Annotated in this window: 13 protein-coding genes; 6 read left to right on the top strand and 7 right to left on the bottom strand. The window is 50.9% G+C overall.

Annotated features, from left to right (window positions below):
- Window positions 1-60: 60 nt before the first annotated feature.
- From ACGHM3_RS11640 to ACGHM3_RS11625, 4 genes are all read right to left on the bottom strand, one after another.
- Window positions 61-834 (bottom strand): DUF1461 domain-containing protein, encoded by a 774-nt coding sequence (locus ACGHM3_RS11640; RefSeq protein WP_345428139.1) that lies wholly within the window; start codon window positions 832-834, stop codon window positions 61-63.
- Between the two features lie 117 nt (window positions 835-951).
- Window positions 952-1,170 (bottom strand): DUF3012 domain-containing protein, encoded by a 219-nt coding sequence (locus tag ACGHM3_RS11635; protein ID WP_345428137.1) that lies wholly within the window; start codon window positions 1,168-1,170, stop codon window positions 952-954.
- Between the two features lie 18 nt (window positions 1,171-1,188).
- The gene (gene cysS / locus ACGHM3_RS11630; protein ID WP_345428135.1) at window positions 1,189-2,565 is read right to left on the bottom strand and encodes a cysteine--tRNA ligase; all 1,377 of its coding nucleotides are present in this window, start codon (window positions 2,563-2,565) and stop codon (window positions 1,189-1,191) included.
- A 61-nt stretch (window positions 2,566-2,626) separates the two neighbouring features.
- Window positions 2,627-4,336 carry a glutamine--tRNA ligase/YqeY domain fusion protein gene (locus ACGHM3_RS11625; RefSeq protein ID WP_345428133.1) on the bottom strand — a complete coding sequence of 570 codons (1,710 nt, stop codon included), beginning with the start codon at window positions 4,334-4,336 and terminating at the stop codon, window positions 2,627-2,629.
- Between the two features lie 223 nt (window positions 4,337-4,559).
- Between ACGHM3_RS11625 and ACGHM3_RS11620 the strand changes: the two genes are divergently transcribed.
- From ACGHM3_RS11620 to ACGHM3_RS11610, 3 genes are all read left to right on the top strand, one after another.
- Window positions 4,560-5,054 carry a peptidylprolyl isomerase gene (locus ACGHM3_RS11620; protein ID WP_345428131.1) on the top strand — a complete coding sequence of 165 codons (495 nt, stop codon included), beginning with the start codon at window positions 4,560-4,562 and terminating at the stop codon, window positions 5,052-5,054.
- A gap of 15 nt (window positions 5,055-5,069) precedes the next feature.
- Window positions 5,070-5,804, top strand: a complete 735-nt coding sequence (locus ACGHM3_RS11615) for a UDP-2,3-diacylglucosamine diphosphatase (protein WP_345428128.1) — start codon at window positions 5,070-5,072, stop codon at window positions 5,802-5,804.
- Window positions 5,805-5,886: 82 nt separating this feature from the next.
- Window positions 5,887-6,120, top strand: a complete 234-nt coding sequence (locus tag ACGHM3_RS11610; RefSeq protein ID WP_345428126.1) for a hypothetical protein — start codon at window positions 5,887-5,889, stop codon at window positions 6,118-6,120.
- An 84-nt stretch (window positions 6,121-6,204) separates the two neighbouring features.
- On the opposite strand, the gene ACGHM3_RS11605 is transcribed toward ACGHM3_RS11610, so the two are convergent.
- The 3 genes from ACGHM3_RS11605 to ACGHM3_RS11595 all read right to left on the bottom strand — a co-directional run bounded on the left by ACGHM3_RS11605 (window position 6,205) and on the right by ACGHM3_RS11595 (window position 12,453).
- Entirely contained in the window at window positions 6,205-8,115 is a 1,911-nt protein-coding gene (locus ACGHM3_RS11605) for a DUF885 domain-containing protein (protein WP_345428124.1), read from the bottom strand.
- Between the two features lie 114 nt (window positions 8,116-8,229).
- Window positions 8,230-11,268, bottom strand: a complete 3,039-nt coding sequence (locus tag ACGHM3_RS11600) for an efflux RND transporter permease subunit (RefSeq protein ID WP_345428122.1) — start codon at window positions 11,266-11,268, stop codon at window positions 8,230-8,232.
- A 60-nt stretch (window positions 11,269-11,328) separates the two neighbouring features.
- Entirely contained in the window at window positions 11,329-12,453 is a 1,125-nt protein-coding gene (locus tag ACGHM3_RS11595) for an efflux RND transporter periplasmic adaptor subunit (protein WP_345428120.1), read from the bottom strand.
- A 95-nt stretch (window positions 12,454-12,548) separates the two neighbouring features.
- On the opposite strand from ACGHM3_RS11595, the gene ACGHM3_RS11590 reads away from it, so the two are divergent.
- From ACGHM3_RS11590 to ACGHM3_RS11580, 3 genes are all read left to right on the top strand, one after another.
- Window positions 12,549-13,256: a TetR/AcrR family transcriptional regulator gene (locus ACGHM3_RS11590; protein ID WP_345428117.1), complete on the top strand. Its 708-nt coding sequence runs from the start codon at window positions 12,549-12,551 to the stop codon at window positions 13,254-13,256.
- A 214-nt stretch (window positions 13,257-13,470) separates the two neighbouring features.
- A complete protein-coding gene (locus ACGHM3_RS11585) occupies window positions 13,471-14,718 on the top strand; it encodes an MFS transporter (protein ID WP_345428115.1) in 1,248 nt (415 codons plus the stop codon).
- A gap of 53 nt (window positions 14,719-14,771) precedes the next feature.
- Window positions 14,772-16,142: an MATE family efflux transporter gene (locus ACGHM3_RS11580; protein WP_345428113.1), complete on the top strand. Its 1,371-nt coding sequence runs from the start codon at window positions 14,772-14,774 to the stop codon at window positions 16,140-16,142.
- Window positions 16,143-16,250: the final 108 nt, after the last annotated feature.

Below are 16,250 nucleotides of genomic sequence, written 5' to 3'. Positions count from 1 at the left end.
AACAGTGGCTTTCTAACAGAGCCCTAAACCCTTGGGTTTAGGCCACTCCTGGCGGCTAGGTTAAAAACCGTTGCTCTTGCGTATGCGTTTTTTAACCACGTAACTCACACCGTAAATCCACAAATAGTACCCCATTAGCGTCAGCATCAACCACTGCACCGCCAGCGCGCCGAATAAATCCGGTGCTTTCATACTGGTGGACATCAGTGAATCTTGGTAATAGAAAAACCAAGGATGGTCCGGCGGGAACACCATTTCATGCATCCAGTAAAAGACTTTTTGCGGCCCAATGATAAACACGATTAGTAATAGCGTGACCATGGTCGCCAAAAAGCCATAGTGCACGTTGCGCCATCCAGGCTTGATTGGCCTACCACCCCACCACCCAATAAAACGCGACGTATAGAGCACTACGATAAACACGCACACATAAGCCAAGTAATCGAACTTAGTAATGAGATTACTCACATCCTGCAGATGCAGAACCTCAGCATCGGTGTACAGGGTATCGATGAATTCACCGGTGGGCGAGCGATAGCGGATTTGCGCCAGGCCTTCACCGTCGTTATTGACCGCCGTCACCGTGGCGTAATACAAACGATAGCGCTCTTGGATCGTGGTTTCTTCAAAGCCAGATTTATTGTTATTTTGAGGAGCGTAGGTTTGAATGTGGGAGTGAATGTCCAACACCCTATACCACAACGGGTAGGTAAAATTTAACATCGACAACAACTGCCAGCTTAGCCACAAAATCATGATGCCGCCGGCAAATACGAAAGGTACACTGGCCACCGATAACTTGGTGCTAGAGTTGGTTTGTTGGTCCATCGCCATCTATTTTTTCCCTAAGGATCTTCGCGCGTAACTGCACATCTATCTTTAATGGTGTGGCTAGCTGTTAAGTGAGCACCACCTATCTTGTGCGGCTATTTCACAGCCACGCCTAATAATTTAATCTACTAAACAAAACTTAGCAAAGGCTTGTGTCTGTTCTTCTCGCCATTGTGAATTAGGCAACACCATCATCTCTTCACACCAGGCTTCGTTGTACTCTGTGGTCACTATTGGTGCACTAGGAACGACATCTGCCGGCACCAAGGCAGCCACCAACAGAGCAAGTAGAGATACCCCAATCCCAGCCGCTGCGATAACTTTCCATTTACTGTTCATGCATTAACGAATCTATGTTTAGGCACGGCGCCAGGTTGTGCCGGTTTTACTGTCTTCCAACACTACGCCCGCCTGTTTTAATTGATCTCGGATCTCATCGCTGCGAGCGAAGTCCTTGGCCGCCTTGGCCTCCTTACGTTCCACAATAAGCGCCTCAATGGCCTCGGCGGACAAGCCTTCGTCGCCAGCTTGGCCCTGGAACCACTGCTCTGGGGTTTGCTGCAGCATGCCCATGAGCTCCCCAGCTTGCAGCAATAAGCTCCTGGTTGCGGCAAGGTCACCTTCACCTCGGTTGAGTTGTTTGGCTAATGCGTGTAATTCACTGATCGCCAAAGGCGTGTTTAAATCGTCGCTCAGAGCCTTGTACACGGCGCTGGCTTGTAAATCGGCGTCGCCCGTCTCGGCCTCGCAATCTCTCAATGCGGCATAAAGAGAGTCCAGCGCGGCTTTGGATTGTTGCAACAACTCCACAGAAAAATCCATTTCACTGCGATAATGAGCCGATAGCAAAGCAAATCGGATCACTTCACCCTTGTGCTGGCCAAGCAAATCTCGAACCGTGCGAAAATTACCCAATGACTTGGACATTTTTTCGCCATCGATGTTAACAAAGCCATTGTGCATCCAGTAGTTCACATAGTCGTCGCCACCATGGGCGCAAACGCTTTGAGCCACTTCGTTTTCGTGGTGCGGAAATATTAAATCGCGGCCGCCACCGTGGATATCGATGGTTTTTCCCAAATGCTCCTCTACCATGGCCGAACATTCGATGTGCCACCCAGGACGACCAAAGCCCCAGGGGCTGTCCCAACCCGGGTCACCTTCACGGGAGGGTTTCCACAGCACAAAATCACCGGCGTAACGCTTATAGGGCGCAACCTCAACCCGAGCGCCGTCCAGCATATCTTCCAAGTTACGGTTGGACAGCTGACCGTATTGCGCCATGGTTTGCACAGCAAACAAGACGTGCCCCTCGGCCTCATAGGCATGATCGCGCGCAATCAGCTGCGCAATCATACGAATCATTGGGCCGATATTCTGAGTCGCATAGGGTGTGATGGTGGGCATTAGCGTGTTCAGCGCCATCATGTCTTCATGATAGGCCTGGGTGTAGCGCTCACTAATCACACTGATAGGCTCGTTAATATCGGCCGCAGCTTTAATGATTTTGTCGTCAATATCAGTGATATTGCGAGCGTAGGTGACCTCTTCGAAACGGGTTTGCAACAACCGAAACAGCGTGTCAAACACCACCACAGGGCGGGCATTACCAATGTGCACCAGGTTGTATACCGTCGGTCCGCAGACGTACATTTTCACGCTATTGGGCGTGATTGGCTGAAACGGCTCTTTGCGGCGAGTTTTTGTATTGTAAAGTGTTAGTTCGGATGTCATTTCGGTTGTTCTTTCAATATATGTGCGGTGCAGCGCCCCGTAATCCACGGGGCGACACACGTTAAACCTTATTGGCCCAATTGTCTTTCAGACCGATGGTACGGTTAAACACCGGCATCTCAGCGGTGGTATAGCGGCTGTCCAACGTAAAATAGCCTTCACGCTCAAACTGGTAGCCCTGCCCCACGGTGGCCTGGGTCAAGCTTATTTCAGCTTTGGCCCCCGAGATGATCTCCAGAGAAGAGGGGTTTAAACATTGTAGATAATCTTTGCCGCCAGCATCAGGACTTGCGTCGTTAAATAGCCGATCGTATAGACGTATCTCACAAGTCACACAATTAGTTGCGCTCACCCAGTGAATTACACCGCGTGGACGCACGCCTTCGGGCGGATCCTCGCCGATGGTGTTGGCAACCAGGGTGCATTCAACCGCAGCAATGTTACCGTCGTCATCTCGGATTACTTGCTCGGCTTTAATCACCGAAGCGCCGCGCAAGCGCACGTACTCGCCCAAGACCAAACGCTTAAACTTCTTACGAGACAAGCTGGTGTCCTCGGTGAAGTCGGATTGGTCAATGTATATCTCTCGACTAAACGGAATCTCCCGCGCACCCAACTCAGATCGATTTGGATGACAGGGTTGCTGCACCACTTTATCGCCGGCACCAAAGTGCTCTTCAAAATTGGTAATCACTAACTTTAACGGCTTCAGTACGCACATGGCACGTGGCGCGTTCTCGTTTAAATCGTCGCGTACAGCGTATTCCAGCATGCCTAAATCCACCGTACTGGCGGATTTGGTAACACCGATTAAATCACAGAACTTACGCAAAGCCGCGGCGGTAAAACCTCGTCGGCGCATCCCCGCAATGGTGGGCATGCGGGGGTCATCCCAGGCATCGACGATGGTTTCATCCACCAGTTGTTTCAGTTTGCGCTTGGATGTCACAGTGTAGTTTAGCTCCAGGCGCGCGAACTCGTACTGTTTTGGTTCCGCCGGCACGCTCAAATTGGCCAGTAGCCACTCATACAGCGGTCGATGGTCGGCAAACTCTAAGGTACAAATTGAGTGGGTCACCCCTTCAATAGCATCCCCCTGGCCGTGGGCAAAATCGTAGGTTGGGTAGATGCACCATTTATCACTGGTTTGGTGATGAGCCTGTTTACGAATGCGATACAGAATCGGGTCGCGCAGGTTGATGTTACCCGCCGCCATATCAATTTTGGCACGCAGCACGCAAGCACCTTCGGCATACTCGCCGTTGCGCATTTTCTCAAATTCGGCCAGGTTCTCTGCCACGCTGCGGTCCCGGAAAGGGCTATCCTTGCCGGGCGCGGTTAGCGTACCGCGATACTCACGGGCCTGCTCTGGGGACAGTTCACACACATAGGCCTTGCCGTTGTTGATCAACTCCAGCGCCCACTGATACAGCTGGTCGAAATAGGCCGATGAATAATACACATTGGACAGCCCACCCTTTCCCACAGGGAATCCCATCCATTCCACGTCCCGAATGATGGCATCAATGTATTCCTGGTCTTCTTTGGCGGGATTGGTGTCATCGAAACGCAGATTACAGGTACCACCAAAACGCTTGGCTAAGCCGAAATTTAGGCAGATGGACTTGGCGTGGCCAATGTGCAGATAGCCATTTGGCTCTGGCGGAAACCTCGTCACAATCGCTTCAACAGCGCCGCGCTCTAGGTCTTGGGTGATAATTTGCTCGATAAAATTTAAGGGGCGTGACGCACTTTCGTTGTTCGTATTCATCCAGGTTCAACTAGTTCAGCCGCGTTTAGCACTCCCTTAGACGGTTGAGGGTGGGCCACGGCGGCAAGGTTTCAGATTACTTATAAAGCGCGTATTATAGCCGCCTGCTGAACCAGGGGCACCCGAGTTACCGGTAATTTTTGCTCTGTTGTGCGAGTTTGACCGTAAATTAACCGGGTTGCGCGCAATTAATACCCACAGCCACTTTTATGCGGAGAGATTCATGGTCAAATTAGAGACAAACTACGGCACCATCACCCTAGAGCTGGATTTTGAAAAAGCGCCGAAAACCGCGGCCAACTTTAAGCAGTACGTTGAAGAAGGCTTTTACGATGGCACCATCTTCCACCGCGTAATCGACGGATTTATGATCCAAGGCGGCGGCATGAACGAGGACATGAGCGAAAAAACCACCCGTGAGTCCATCGAGAACGAAGCCGACAACGGCCTTGCCAACGTCGCCGGCACTGTAGCCATGGCACGCACCATGGACCCACACAGCGCCACTGCGCAATTTTTCATCAACGTTAAAGACAACGACTTCTTAAATCACAGCGGTAAAAACACCCAGGGCTGGGGCTACTGTGTATTTGGCCGAATTACCGATGGCATGGACGTGGTTAACAAAATCAAAGGCGTACCCACTGGTAACAAGGGCTACCACCAAGACGTTCCCACTGATTCTGTTATCATCGAAAAAGCCAGTATTACCGAATAATAATAAGATACGACTATGAGTACGTTGTTTATCTCCGATCTGCACCTGGATGAAAGTCGACCACACGTCACCAAAGCTTTCCTTCGCTTTTTGTTCAATCAAGGCGCAAATGCAGACGCCCTGTACATATTGGGCGACTTGTTTGAAGTGTGGATCGGAGATGACGACGACTCGGAGTTTATCGGCCACATCAAAGATGCCTTGCAGCGCTATCGCGAGACAGGCGTCCCCACCTATTTCATCCACGGTAACCGCGATTTCTTAATTGGCAAACAGTTTGCCGAAGATACCGGGATTACTCTATTGGACGAAAATACGGTGGTGGATTTGTACGACGAGCCAGTGCTGCTGTGCCACGGCGACGCACTGTGCACGCAAGACGTAGAATATATGGCGTTTCGCAACCAAGTGCGCAACCCAGTGTGGCAGGCCCAAGTGTTGGCACAACCCTTGGCCGTGCGCCGACAAATGGCGGCTGAACTGCGCACCAAGACGAAATCCATGAGCGCCATGAAAGCCGACGACATAACCGATGTTACGCCCAGCGAGGTGGTCGCGGTAATGCAGGCGGAAAACGTGCAGCGAATGATTCACGGTCACACCCACCGGCCGGACCGCCATTGCGTGGACCTTGGCAAATCCCAGGGTGAGCGCATTGTTTTGGGTGATTGGGAGTCACAAGGCTGGTATTTGAATGTAGAGCCAGATAACTGGAATCTAACCCCCTTCACCATTCCGCCATTGAAGTAATTGGCGTGCCCCCACGCTCCTTGCCCAACACCCTTTTAGGTAGGGCCTCGCGCATTGGCGAACTCAACCATCGGATCCAAGTATGGGAATGAAAACCGACATCGCCTATAGATTCCCAACCGCGGCTAAAGCATCTCGCTTCCTTGCCGAGCTGCAAGGCGGGGTCATTGGCCGCTGCCAGTGTAAGCGCCACCGAGACGACAAAGAAATCATCGTGTATTACGACATTGATTTGCAGTTGGAAGGCTACGCCAGCGTCGCCCAGCGTTTAGATCAATTGGCAGAATCCCTAGAAGGCAGCGAAAGCACCGGCTAGGACTGGGATTGAGATTAGTGCTGAGAACAGGGCAGCGCCAAAGCGCTGCCCTACCCCGTCAATCCAGCTTTTTAAACAGCCTCTCTAAGCAGACTTTTTGCCAGCAATCCAGGCATCGATTTTATCGGCCAAAACTGTCAAGGTGATGGAACCGTGAATTAACACTTGGTCGTTAAACTCGGCTAAATCGAAGTCTTCGCCAAGGGCCTGTTTGGCTTGCTCTCTAAGCTCCAAAATCTTAAGTTGACCCAATTTGTAACTGCAGGCCTGACCAGGCCATACCGAATAACGCTCTACCTCACGGGTAACTTCGTCGCGGCTACCGCCAATGGTGGAGTGCATGTAGTCGATGGCTTCTTCTCGGCTCCATTGTTTGTGGTGCAAACCGGTGTCTACCACAAGGCGTGCTGCACGGAACAACTCCGACTGCAAGCGGCCCAGGTCGCCCATAGGGTCTTCTTTGTACATGCCCATTTCCTTGGCCAACACTTCGGCGTATAGGGCCCAACCCTCACCGTAGGAGCTAAACCAAATCATATTGCGCAGCATCGGCATATCTTGGATTTCTTGGGCGATGGTCACCTGTAAATGATGGCCTGGGCTGGCCTCATGATAGGTTAACGTAGGCAAAGTAAACTTGGGGGAATCCTCGGTATTTTTCAGGTTAATCCAGTAAATTCCCGGGCGAGAACCGTCCAAGCTTGGCCCGGTGTAATAGCCACCGGCGGAGCCGTCTTGTTCGTACTCGGGGATACGACGTACTTCCACCGGGGCCTTGGGTAGGGTTTTTAGAATAGTCGGCAACAGCTCAGACACCGTATCCATTTGCTGATTGAGATAATCTAACAGCTCTTGGCGGCCTTCGTCGGTGTTGGCAAACACATACTGAGGATCCTCAAACAGCGCGTTGTAGCTGGCGATTACATCGCTGGAATCCATGCCTTCGGCCTCAAGGATTGCCGCCATCTCACTTTGGATACGAGCCACCTCAGACAGACCTAACTGATGGATTTCCTCTGCGGTTTTACCGTCAGCACCGAAGTTCTCCAAGGCACCCTGATAAATTTCCTTGCCATTTTTTAAATCCCAGATGCCTGCGTTGGCAGAGGCCTTGGGCAAAATGGTTTCCAGGGTCGTTTTTAACGCTGCATAACCGGGGTACACGCTGTCAGCTACGGCTTGCTCGGCAGCGGCAATTAGGGCGCTTTTTTGCTCCTCATCAATGCCGTCAATCTCCGCCAGCTTAGTTTTAAATACCACGGCTAGTGGATGCTCGGCGGGCGCCGGCGCAGTCATTTGGCCGATAATGGCAATGGCCCCTTCCACCGCAAATTTAGGCGGTAATAACCCTTTATCAACATCTTGCTGCACCACCAATGCTAAATCAGAAAATGCCTGTTGGATGCCCTGCAAGCGCGCAATGTAATCCTTGGCATCTTGCTCATTGGTAAGCGGCTGTTCGTTCTGCAGTACACGGGGAATATCTAAATGCGCCCCAGACAGCTGAGTAACCGGAAATAAACTGAAGTAACTGAGCGGAGAAAAAACAGCATTGATGTAGGGCTTTAGCGCTTTAGTTTTAGCCAGGGTGCTGGCCAATACTTGATGTGTCGTTAAGGCGGTGCCAGTAAGTTGGCTGGCATCAAATTGCTCCATGGCCTCTAACCACCGGCTGTGCGCTTGCCGGGAAACCTCAATACTTGTAGGGCTGAAATCGCCTAACTTGTCAGCAAAATGGTAACCCACGTCGGCTTCGGTTAAACCAAAGGAAGTCGGAGCAATAGGTGCAAACTTAAATATCTCAGCGACGATCTCGTCAGTAAATTCAATAAACGCCTCATTGGCGGACGCTGGTTGAGCCGCGGGCTCGGACGCAGCCATTTCGGATTTCGCTTGGCCTGCTTCGGCCTGAGGCTGAGATTCTGATTGTTTTTCGCAACCGGCAATTGCCAGGGTGAGCACGGAAACTGCAACCGCTTTAGGTAGGAAATGCATTCTATCCCCTGCGTTTTAATTAAGGATCTGTTGGAGAGTGATAACACTCGTACAGGGGCTAGACGAACCGGTAACAAGTTACATCAAGTGATTTGCCCACTATTGGGGCTTATTTTAAGCTTTATTACGCATCAGAAAGCTGTAAGCCACCGGCACCACGCCCAAAGTAAGCAAGGTGCCAACAGCTAGGCCAAAGGCAATGGTAACGGCCATGCCATAGAACAACGGGTCAACGCTAACGATTAACGGCAATAAGCCCACTACCGTAGTAATGGTAGTCATAACGATGGGCCTTAGCCTGCGCTGGCTAGCACTGACGACAGCTTGCATAAACGGGGTGCCAGAGGCTGTTTCGTAATCTATCCTGTCTATGAGCACAATGGCGTTGTTTACAATAATGCCTGCCAGTGAGAGCAATCCTAGTATCACCATAAAACCAAAGTCGGCGCGCAGCAGATGAAGACCGAGTGCTACCCCAGTTACCACGAGTGGTATGGTCATTAGAATAATGATAGGCCTTCGAAAATCGTTAAATTGAGCCACCAATAACAGCACAACCACCGCCAAACAAAGCGGCATATTAGCCCCCAGCGCCGCCTTACCCTCGGCAGAATCGTTAACAATGCCTTCAGACTCTAACCAATGCCCAGGCGGCATATTTTGTTGCAGCTGCTGCATAATGGCGTCAACATCCGGGGCGATGTCCTCTGGAGTTTTGGCCGTTGGTCGGCCTTGCACGGTAACGGCGCGAGTTAAATCCTCGCGTTGAATCACGGCGTAATCGGCGGTAAGTTCGATCGTGGCTAGCTGGTCGAGAAAAACCGTTTTGCCACTGCTGGCCTGAACCGGGATGGATTTCAATAATTCCAAGCTGCGCCGCTCTGACTCCACCGCCCGAAACACAATGGCAAAAACATCGTCGCCTTCTCTAAATTCCGAAATCGACACCCCAGAATAAAAACTCGCCAGGGCCTGGGCAATGGTTAAAGAACTCACTCCCAGCCGGCGAGCTTTATCCTGATCCACCTGCACAGAAAAACTGTTGATGCGCCCTTCCCAGTCGCTGTACACATCAATCATGCCGGGCATGTCTCGCAGGCTCGCTTGCATTTTTTCTGCCGTGGCATAGAGCACGTCTGGGTCTGGCCCCTTGACTTGGAACTCAAAAACACCCGGGTCCGAAGGGCCAAGAAACATGTCGGTTACTTTGGCGTTTACGGAGGGGAAATTGGCTAAAAAATACTGCCTTAAGTCGGTTAGAGCTTGGGGCATGCTACTTAATTGATCCAGAGCCACCACAATAAAGGCTTTGTTGGGCGCATCATCGATAGGCGACAACGACAACACAAAGCGCGGCCCGCCATACCCCATATATGTGGCGAAGTTTTTAATGTAAGGGAATTGCTCGCGGTTATTTAAGTCGATAAAACTTTGCACAACGGTGCTGTCAGTAGAGCTTAAAGTAATATCCGGCGCCAGCTCCAAAGTTATCAACACCTGGGGCCGGTCACTGGCAGGGAAAAACTTTTTCGGCGTAGTGGCAACACCAAAAACACCCACCACAAAACAGACAATTATCATTAATAGCACGATTTTTCTGTGCCGTAGCATCCAGACTAAAATGCGCCCATAACTGTTTTCTAAGCGGGCAAAACCCGTCTGCTTGGCCTGCTGTGGATTGAGTTTCATAAACCAGAAACACATCAGCGGGGTGACCAACATGGCCAACAACCAAGACGTAGACAGGGTAATTAAAATAATGATGGATATGGCCCGCGTGTATTCACCAGCTTCGTGCTCAGCCAGCATCAGCGGTAAAAATACCAGTACGGTGGTTGCGGTAGAGGCTAACAGTGGTAAGGCTAAATTGGCACCGCAATTTTTTAATGCGGATAAGCGGTCCTCCCCCTCTTCTAAACGCCGGCGAAAATCCTCTGCGATAACAATGCCATTGTCTACCAATAAACCCAGGGCAATAATTAAGGTCGCTAGGCTCATACGCTCCAATGGCATATCGACTAGGCCCATTACCGCCAAGGTGATTGCCATAACCGACGGAATAATCGCACCGACAATAAGGCCAGTACGCAAACCTAAAAATACAATCACCACGCCCAGTACGATGGCAAGGGTTTGGGCTACGTTAGCAGAAACGCCGTACACCGCCTTGGCAACCTGCTCCGATTGATCAGCAACGATTTCTAAGCGATACCCAACCGGCAAGGTTTGCTCAATTTGTTGTACTCGGCGGCGTAAAACATCGGCGTAATCCAGCACTCGGTAACCATCCAACATTGCTACCGCTAAAATAATGGCTGGCCGACCATTAAAATAAGCCTTGCGTTGTGGCGGGTCGAGCACGCCACGGGTGACCTTGGCAATATCGCCCATGGACACCACGCCGGAGTTATCCGGCAAAGCGATTAAAAACGACTCTACATCTTCTACGGTGTCGAAATTACCGCTGGGTTGAACCAAAAATACCCGCTCGCCAGTATCAACGATACCGCCGGGTAAAATGGTATTCTGCCCCTGCAATTGGTTAACAATAGCCTCTCGGCTTAGGCCGTATTGTGCTAACCGGCTACTGTTGGTTTCCAAATAAATGCGTTCTTCCTGTACGCCGTGCAGCTCGATTTTTTTGGTGCCGGGTAAACCAAAAATACGATCGCGCACATGCTGAGCTTTGTCTTGCATATCGCCAAAACCAAAACCATCCGCGGTAAGGGCGATAGTCATCACTGCCACATCACCAAAGTCATCATTAATGACCGGCTGCGCCACACCGCTGGGTAAACTGTTGGCGGCGATTTCCACCTTTTCTCGCAGGTCATCCCAGATCTGATCCAGCTCAAACATATAGGGATAAACTTCGGCATGGACAATGGACTGCCCCTGGCGGGAGGTAGAGCGTATCTGGCGCACCTCGGGTATTTCCCGGATGGCCTCTTCTAAGGTTTTAGTAACCAGCAGCTCAACTTTTTCCGGGTTGTAACCCGGTGCGGCCGTGGTGATAACCACCTCTCGCACTAGAATATTGGGGTCTTCCTGGGCTGATAACGTGAAATAATTGTAACTGCCCAAAACAATCAGCAACCCGGTGAGCAACAACACCAAAGGCCGATGTTTGTAGGCCCAGTAAGACAAGTTCATGCCATGCGTCCTTAATTAAGCGCTGTAACCGTATTTCTGCTGGCCTGTGCCAGCCCAGTGTTAGGGGTTATATCGGAGGGTTTCACTGTCCAACAGCACCACGGGCTGCTGATCGTGCAGTTGATTGGCGCCTTTACTCACTACGATATCGCCAACCTGAAGTCCGGCACTGACCAGGGCGTGGGTATCTGTTAAAGACGCGATGGTAATGTCTTTCTTAACCGCTCGATCAGATTCCACCACATAAGCACTAAACCGGTTGCTTGGCTCGGATAAAAAGGCGGTTAATGGTATGGACAGTAGAGAAGTGCCATCTGTGTCTGCGCGTTCGCTAGCAGAGCCCAAACCAGAAATAGCCACAGTTAACAGCGCTTCGGCACTCATGCCGGTTTTCACGGTTGCCGGCGGGGCTTGCAAGGCCATGACTACGGGGAAGGCTCCAGCATCCTGGGCGTGATTGCCAACTTCGCTTATCTGCCCAGCAATTGGTTGCGCAGTGGCCGCTGGCACCACAACCTGGTGGCTGGATCCAACCACAATCTGGTTGATAAGCTGCTCGGGGACGTAAAACAAAACTTCCATACCGCCGCTGCCCTCCAGCTGAAAGACTTTTTGCCCTATGCTAACTTGCTGCCCTTCTTCCAAGTCTCGTTCACTAATGACGCCCTGATAGGGCGCCAGCAACACCGTGTCATCCAACTGCTTTTGTGCTCTGTCCAATTGTGCTTGCAGCTGATCGACCCGGCTTTCGGCTTGCTGTTGAAGGGTCTCAGCGTCATCTAACGTGGCCACCGCCACCAACTTACGATCGTACAGGGATTGTTGTCGGGCGACATTGCGATTGGCGTCTTGCAAAGTGATTTGCGCTTCGCTAAGTGAGCTTCGTGATTGCTCCACCAACAGCTCATATTCTTTTGGATCCAACCGAGCAATGGCCTGGGCTTGTGTCACCGGTTGGCCAATATCCACCAATACAGCTTGCACCCGGCCCGGCACCTGAAAGCTCAGCGGAGTGCGCTCCTGGGCTCGAGTTAACGCACTAAAATGGCGTATCGAAGTCGTTTGTGCAGGCTCCACCGCCTGCCAAACCACGGGCCGCGGCGGACTCTCTGCAGGTGGTGACGCTGGGCTGCAAGCCACAAGCAAGACACTAAACACAACAACTAGAAAGCTGAACTTGGGCATAGCTGGCCTTATTTGGTTGGATGCGGGTAGAGATGCTGCTGGATTTTGGTACTATTGAGTACCATTGTCAAAAGCAATATTCCACGAGCAGCACTATGTCACTCAAACCAGTCGCCGCACCTGATCTTAGCGTTCAATCTAGCCAGTCCCAAGAGACTGAGACCCAAGCGAGTGAGGCCCAGGGGAGTGAAGCCAAAGCCAGGCGAAACCTGAAAGCCGAGGATAGACGCGCCGCCATTATCCAAGCCGCCGGTGAGCTGTTCACCCAACACGGATTCGAAAAAACCTCATTAGATATGATCATAGCGCAATCCGGCGGCTCCAAGCGGGCCATTTACGATCTGTTTGGCGACAAGCTTGCGCTTTTGCATGCCGTCGCTGTCGCTATGATCGACCAAGTAATGAACCCCATATTCGACACTGATCTCAACCTGAAAAACGAAAAACAGTTTCTTACACACCTAGGCAGCAGCTTTTTGTTGGCGATGATTTCGCCTCAAGGCATCGCTATATTTAAGGAATTGATCGCCCAGGCCAATAACACCGATGGGCTGGGCACCAAAATTTGGCAAATAGGACCGGAGCGACTGCAACAGCAGCTGGCAAACTACCTCGATCACCTTGTACAAAAAAAACACTACTCTATTGCCAACACTCACGTCGCCAGCTGTCAGTTTTTCAGCCTAATCAAAGGCGATCTGCACTTAAAATATCTGATAGGAGCGGCACAAGCTTCGGATCGGGATAACGTCGAGCAACACATTAATAACACCGTCGACGCCTTCCTAAAATTGATCCGTTAACTCTCTAACGTCTGAAAGCAATACTGCGTGTTTAGAGTTTAAAAAAGTTGTCTGAAAAGGATAAGTCTATTTTCTCGCTCGCACTGCTGAGCAATGATAGCCTGGTATGCAGGTACAGATAGTCGTCCTTTCAGCGCTAGACAAACAGCCCCTGCGTGTATCAAACAGCCAAAAGCACCTATCCGTTCAAACGCTAAAATAAAAAATTACTTACATGCAAGAACCAAAAGCCCCTGCCTTTCACGGTTGGAAAATCGTCTATTTCAGTTGTATTAGCCAATTCTTCGGAATGGGGTTCAGCATTTACTTGTTTGGCCTATTTATTCAGCCCATGGCACTTTCTTTGGGTACCAGCGCTGGTAAAATCGCTTGGGGGATGGGCATATTTTATTTGGTCAACGCCTTGTTCGGTTTAATTGTCGGCGTTTGGCTGGACAAAGGCCACGCAAAAAAAGTAATGACACTGGGCTCGCTGCTTTTTGCAGCCAGCTTAGCGTTGCTATCGGTGGTTTCCCACCCGGCGCTGGCGGCGGTGATATGTGCGCTACTGTTCGCGCCCGGCGCCTGTATGATCAGTGTTTTACCCTGCTCTACTTTGGTGGTGAATTGGTTTCACCAAAAGCAGGGGCTGGCATTGGGCATTGCCGCCTTAGGGATTTCTCTGGGTGGTTTTTTGATGCCGCCCATTACCAGTTTTCTTATCGAAAACTACGGCTGGCGTGCCGCATTGCAATGCTTAGCCGCAGCCATTGTATTAATACTTACACCACTGGCCTGGTGGCTGGTAATTGCAAGGCCTTCTGACCTTAACCAACAGCCAGATGGTCTTGCTGAAAATACCGCCGCCTCACAACCCAAAACGGACGCTGATGGCAACCACAACCTCACCTTTGCCAGCCTAATTCGAAACCGCATTTTTTGGCTGCTGACCTTTACCGTTGGCCTTCTCAGTATGGGTAGCATCATCATTATCACGTTTATTGTGCCCTATGCACGGGAGATTGGCCTAGACACGTTAGAGAGCGCCCTATTGGTTTCTAGCTTTGCCGGTGCCTCATTTACCGGTAAGTTTGTGTTTGGCTGGCTATCCGACGTGTTCAGCAAACGCTCGGTTATGGTATTGCTGCAAGTTATTGCCATGTTTGCCTGGCTACCATTAATCACCAGTAACCACAGCTTACTAATATTGGCGTCCGTAGTGGGCGTGGGCCTGGCCGTGGGCGGCCTCACGCCAATTTGGGCGTCTTTAATTGCTCTCTATTTTGGCACCCAAGCCTTCGCCAGGGTAAAAGGAGCAATGACCCTAGCCATGCTTATCTGCACCATCATCCCAGGGCCCATGGGAGGACTTCTGTTTGACGCCACCGGTTCCTATGCGGGAGCCTTCCAAATAGCACTGGGCTTACTGCCCTTGGGATTGCTAAGCACTATACTGCTGCCAAAACTCACCTCACGAGCTTAATTTCCAACCCGCTTTTTGCTAGAATGCCGCTTTTTTGCTCATGAGTAACCCGATTGCTTCATCAAATTCCGGCCCCCGCCGCCAGCCAATCTAAACCGTTTATCATTCAGCTCCTGTGGCTCGCCATTCCCATTGCCATCGGCATAATGGTGCAAACCAGCTACCACATCATAAATGCGTTTTGGGTAGGGAAATTGGGTGCAGAGGCTCTGGCCGTAGTGAGCTTGAGCTTCCCTATTCAACTGGTGTTAATCGCCGTGGCTAGCGGTCTTTCACTGGCTACGTCCATTTTAATTGCACAGCGCCATGGCGCCGGTAATCACTATGAAATCAATTTACTAGCCGGGCAAAGTCTCACTGGGCTAACGCTATTAGCCGTTGCTCTAACGGCACTTGGTTTGCTATTCGCGCCCACCATTGTGCACTGGCTGGGAACCGATGCGAAACTTCAAACGGGCTCTGTGTTGTATTTTAGAACGACACTTTTAGGCACAGCGTTTGTGTATTTGAATTTGACCTATCAATCCATTTTACGTGGCCTGGGCGAAGCCAAAGCACCGCTATTTATTATTATCCCCAGTGTTGTTGTTAATGCCCTGCTGGATCCAATTCTTATTTTTGGCGCTGGGCCGATTCCTGCTTTGGGCGTGCAAGGCGCCGCCTACGCAACGGTGATCACGCAAGCCTTAAGTGCGTTAGCCGGTGTGTGGCTGCTATTGCGACCTCGCTTTGGATTCAACATCGGTGCCGCGCAACTGCGGTTAAATCTAAACCGCCAAAAACAAATTTTGCGCGTGGGTTTACCGGCGTCTATAGAGCAGTCCATGGGCGCGGTCACCGTCGCCGTGGTCACCGCTCTCGCCAGCCAGTATGGCGTAGTGACCCTGGCCTCCTATGGTGTGGTGTTTAGGGTGCTCAGTTTTTGTTTAATTCCCGGGGTCGGTGTTTCCATGGCTATTTCTATTTTGGTCGGCCGGCATCTCGGCGCGGGTGAAAATTCCCGGGTGGGCAAAATGGCCGTTAAAACCGCGGCATTTAATTTCTGCCAATTAGCGGCACTGGGCAGCGCGGTGTTTTACTACGCCCAACCAATTGCCGAGGTTTTCGCACCTAACGATACCAAATTGCAACAGTACGCCACATTAGTACTGCAAATTGTCGCGGTTTCCATGCCATTCACATCGATTCAAATGGCGTTCAATGGCGCCTTCCGGGGGGCCGGCGATACACTGGGTGCGATGTTTATATCGTTGACCAGTGTATGGATCTACCAAATTCCACTAAGTTTGGTGTTGTCTTACTACACACCGCTAGCGGACTTTGGACTATGGTGGGCAACCACCGCGTCGGCAATGCTTATCGGCATCACTGCGGTAATTTACTTTCGCATTGGCAACTGGCGTAAAAAGTTTGAATTAATATAGGGGCGAGATTACTGCTGTTGTATCCAGCAGGCGCCCTCTCAAAGATTAAACGGCATAGCTAAAATAAAGTTATTTTAATTAAATAGAAACAGTGCCGGACAAACCTAA

Source organism: Halioxenophilus aromaticivorans (assembly GCF_042850945.1).
Lineage (GTDB): Bacteria > Pseudomonadota > Gammaproteobacteria > Pseudomonadales > Cellvibrionaceae > Halioxenophilus > Halioxenophilus aromaticivorans.
This window is presented reverse-complemented; position numbering and strand designations above follow the sequence as displayed.

Bases quoted from the DNA above. Each gene is read 5' to 3' on its own strand.
- ACGHM3_RS11640 (WP_345428139.1), bottom strand. From the start codon at position 834: ATGGCGATGGACCAACAAACCAACTCTAGCACCAAGTTATCGGTGGCC.
- ACGHM3_RS11635 (WP_345428137.1), bottom strand. From the start codon at position 1,170: ATGAACAGTAAATGGAAAGTTATCGCAGCGGCTGGGATTGGGGTATCT.
- cysS (WP_345428135.1), bottom strand. From the start codon at position 2,565: ATGACATCCGAACTAACACTTTACAATACAAAAACTCGCCGCAAAGAG.
- ACGHM3_RS11625 (WP_345428133.1), bottom strand. From the start codon at position 4,336: ATGAATACGAACAACGAAAGTGCGTCACGCCCCTTAAATTTTATCGAG.
- ACGHM3_RS11620 (WP_345428131.1), top strand. From the start codon at position 4,560: ATGGTCAAATTAGAGACAAACTACGGCACCATCACCCTAGAGCTGGAT.
- ACGHM3_RS11615 (WP_345428128.1), top strand. From the start codon at position 5,070: ATGAGTACGTTGTTTATCTCCGATCTGCACCTGGATGAAAGTCGACCA.
- ACGHM3_RS11610 (WP_345428126.1), top strand. From the start codon at position 5,887: ATGGGAATGAAAACCGACATCGCCTATAGATTCCCAACCGCGGCTAAA.
- ACGHM3_RS11605 (WP_345428124.1), bottom strand. From the start codon at position 8,115: ATGCATTTCCTACCTAAAGCGGTTGCAGTTTCCGTGCTCACCCTGGCA.
- ACGHM3_RS11600 (WP_345428122.1), bottom strand. From the start codon at position 11,268: ATGAACTTGTCTTACTGGGCCTACAAACATCGGCCTTTGGTGTTGTTG.
- ACGHM3_RS11595 (WP_345428120.1), bottom strand. From the start codon at position 12,453: ATGCCCAAGTTCAGCTTTCTAGTTGTTGTGTTTAGTGTCTTGCTTGTG.
- ACGHM3_RS11590 (WP_345428117.1), top strand. From the start codon at position 12,549: ATGTCACTCAAACCAGTCGCCGCACCTGATCTTAGCGTTCAATCTAGC.
- ACGHM3_RS11585 (WP_345428115.1), top strand. From the start codon at position 13,471: ATGCAAGAACCAAAAGCCCCTGCCTTTCACGGTTGGAAAATCGTCTAT.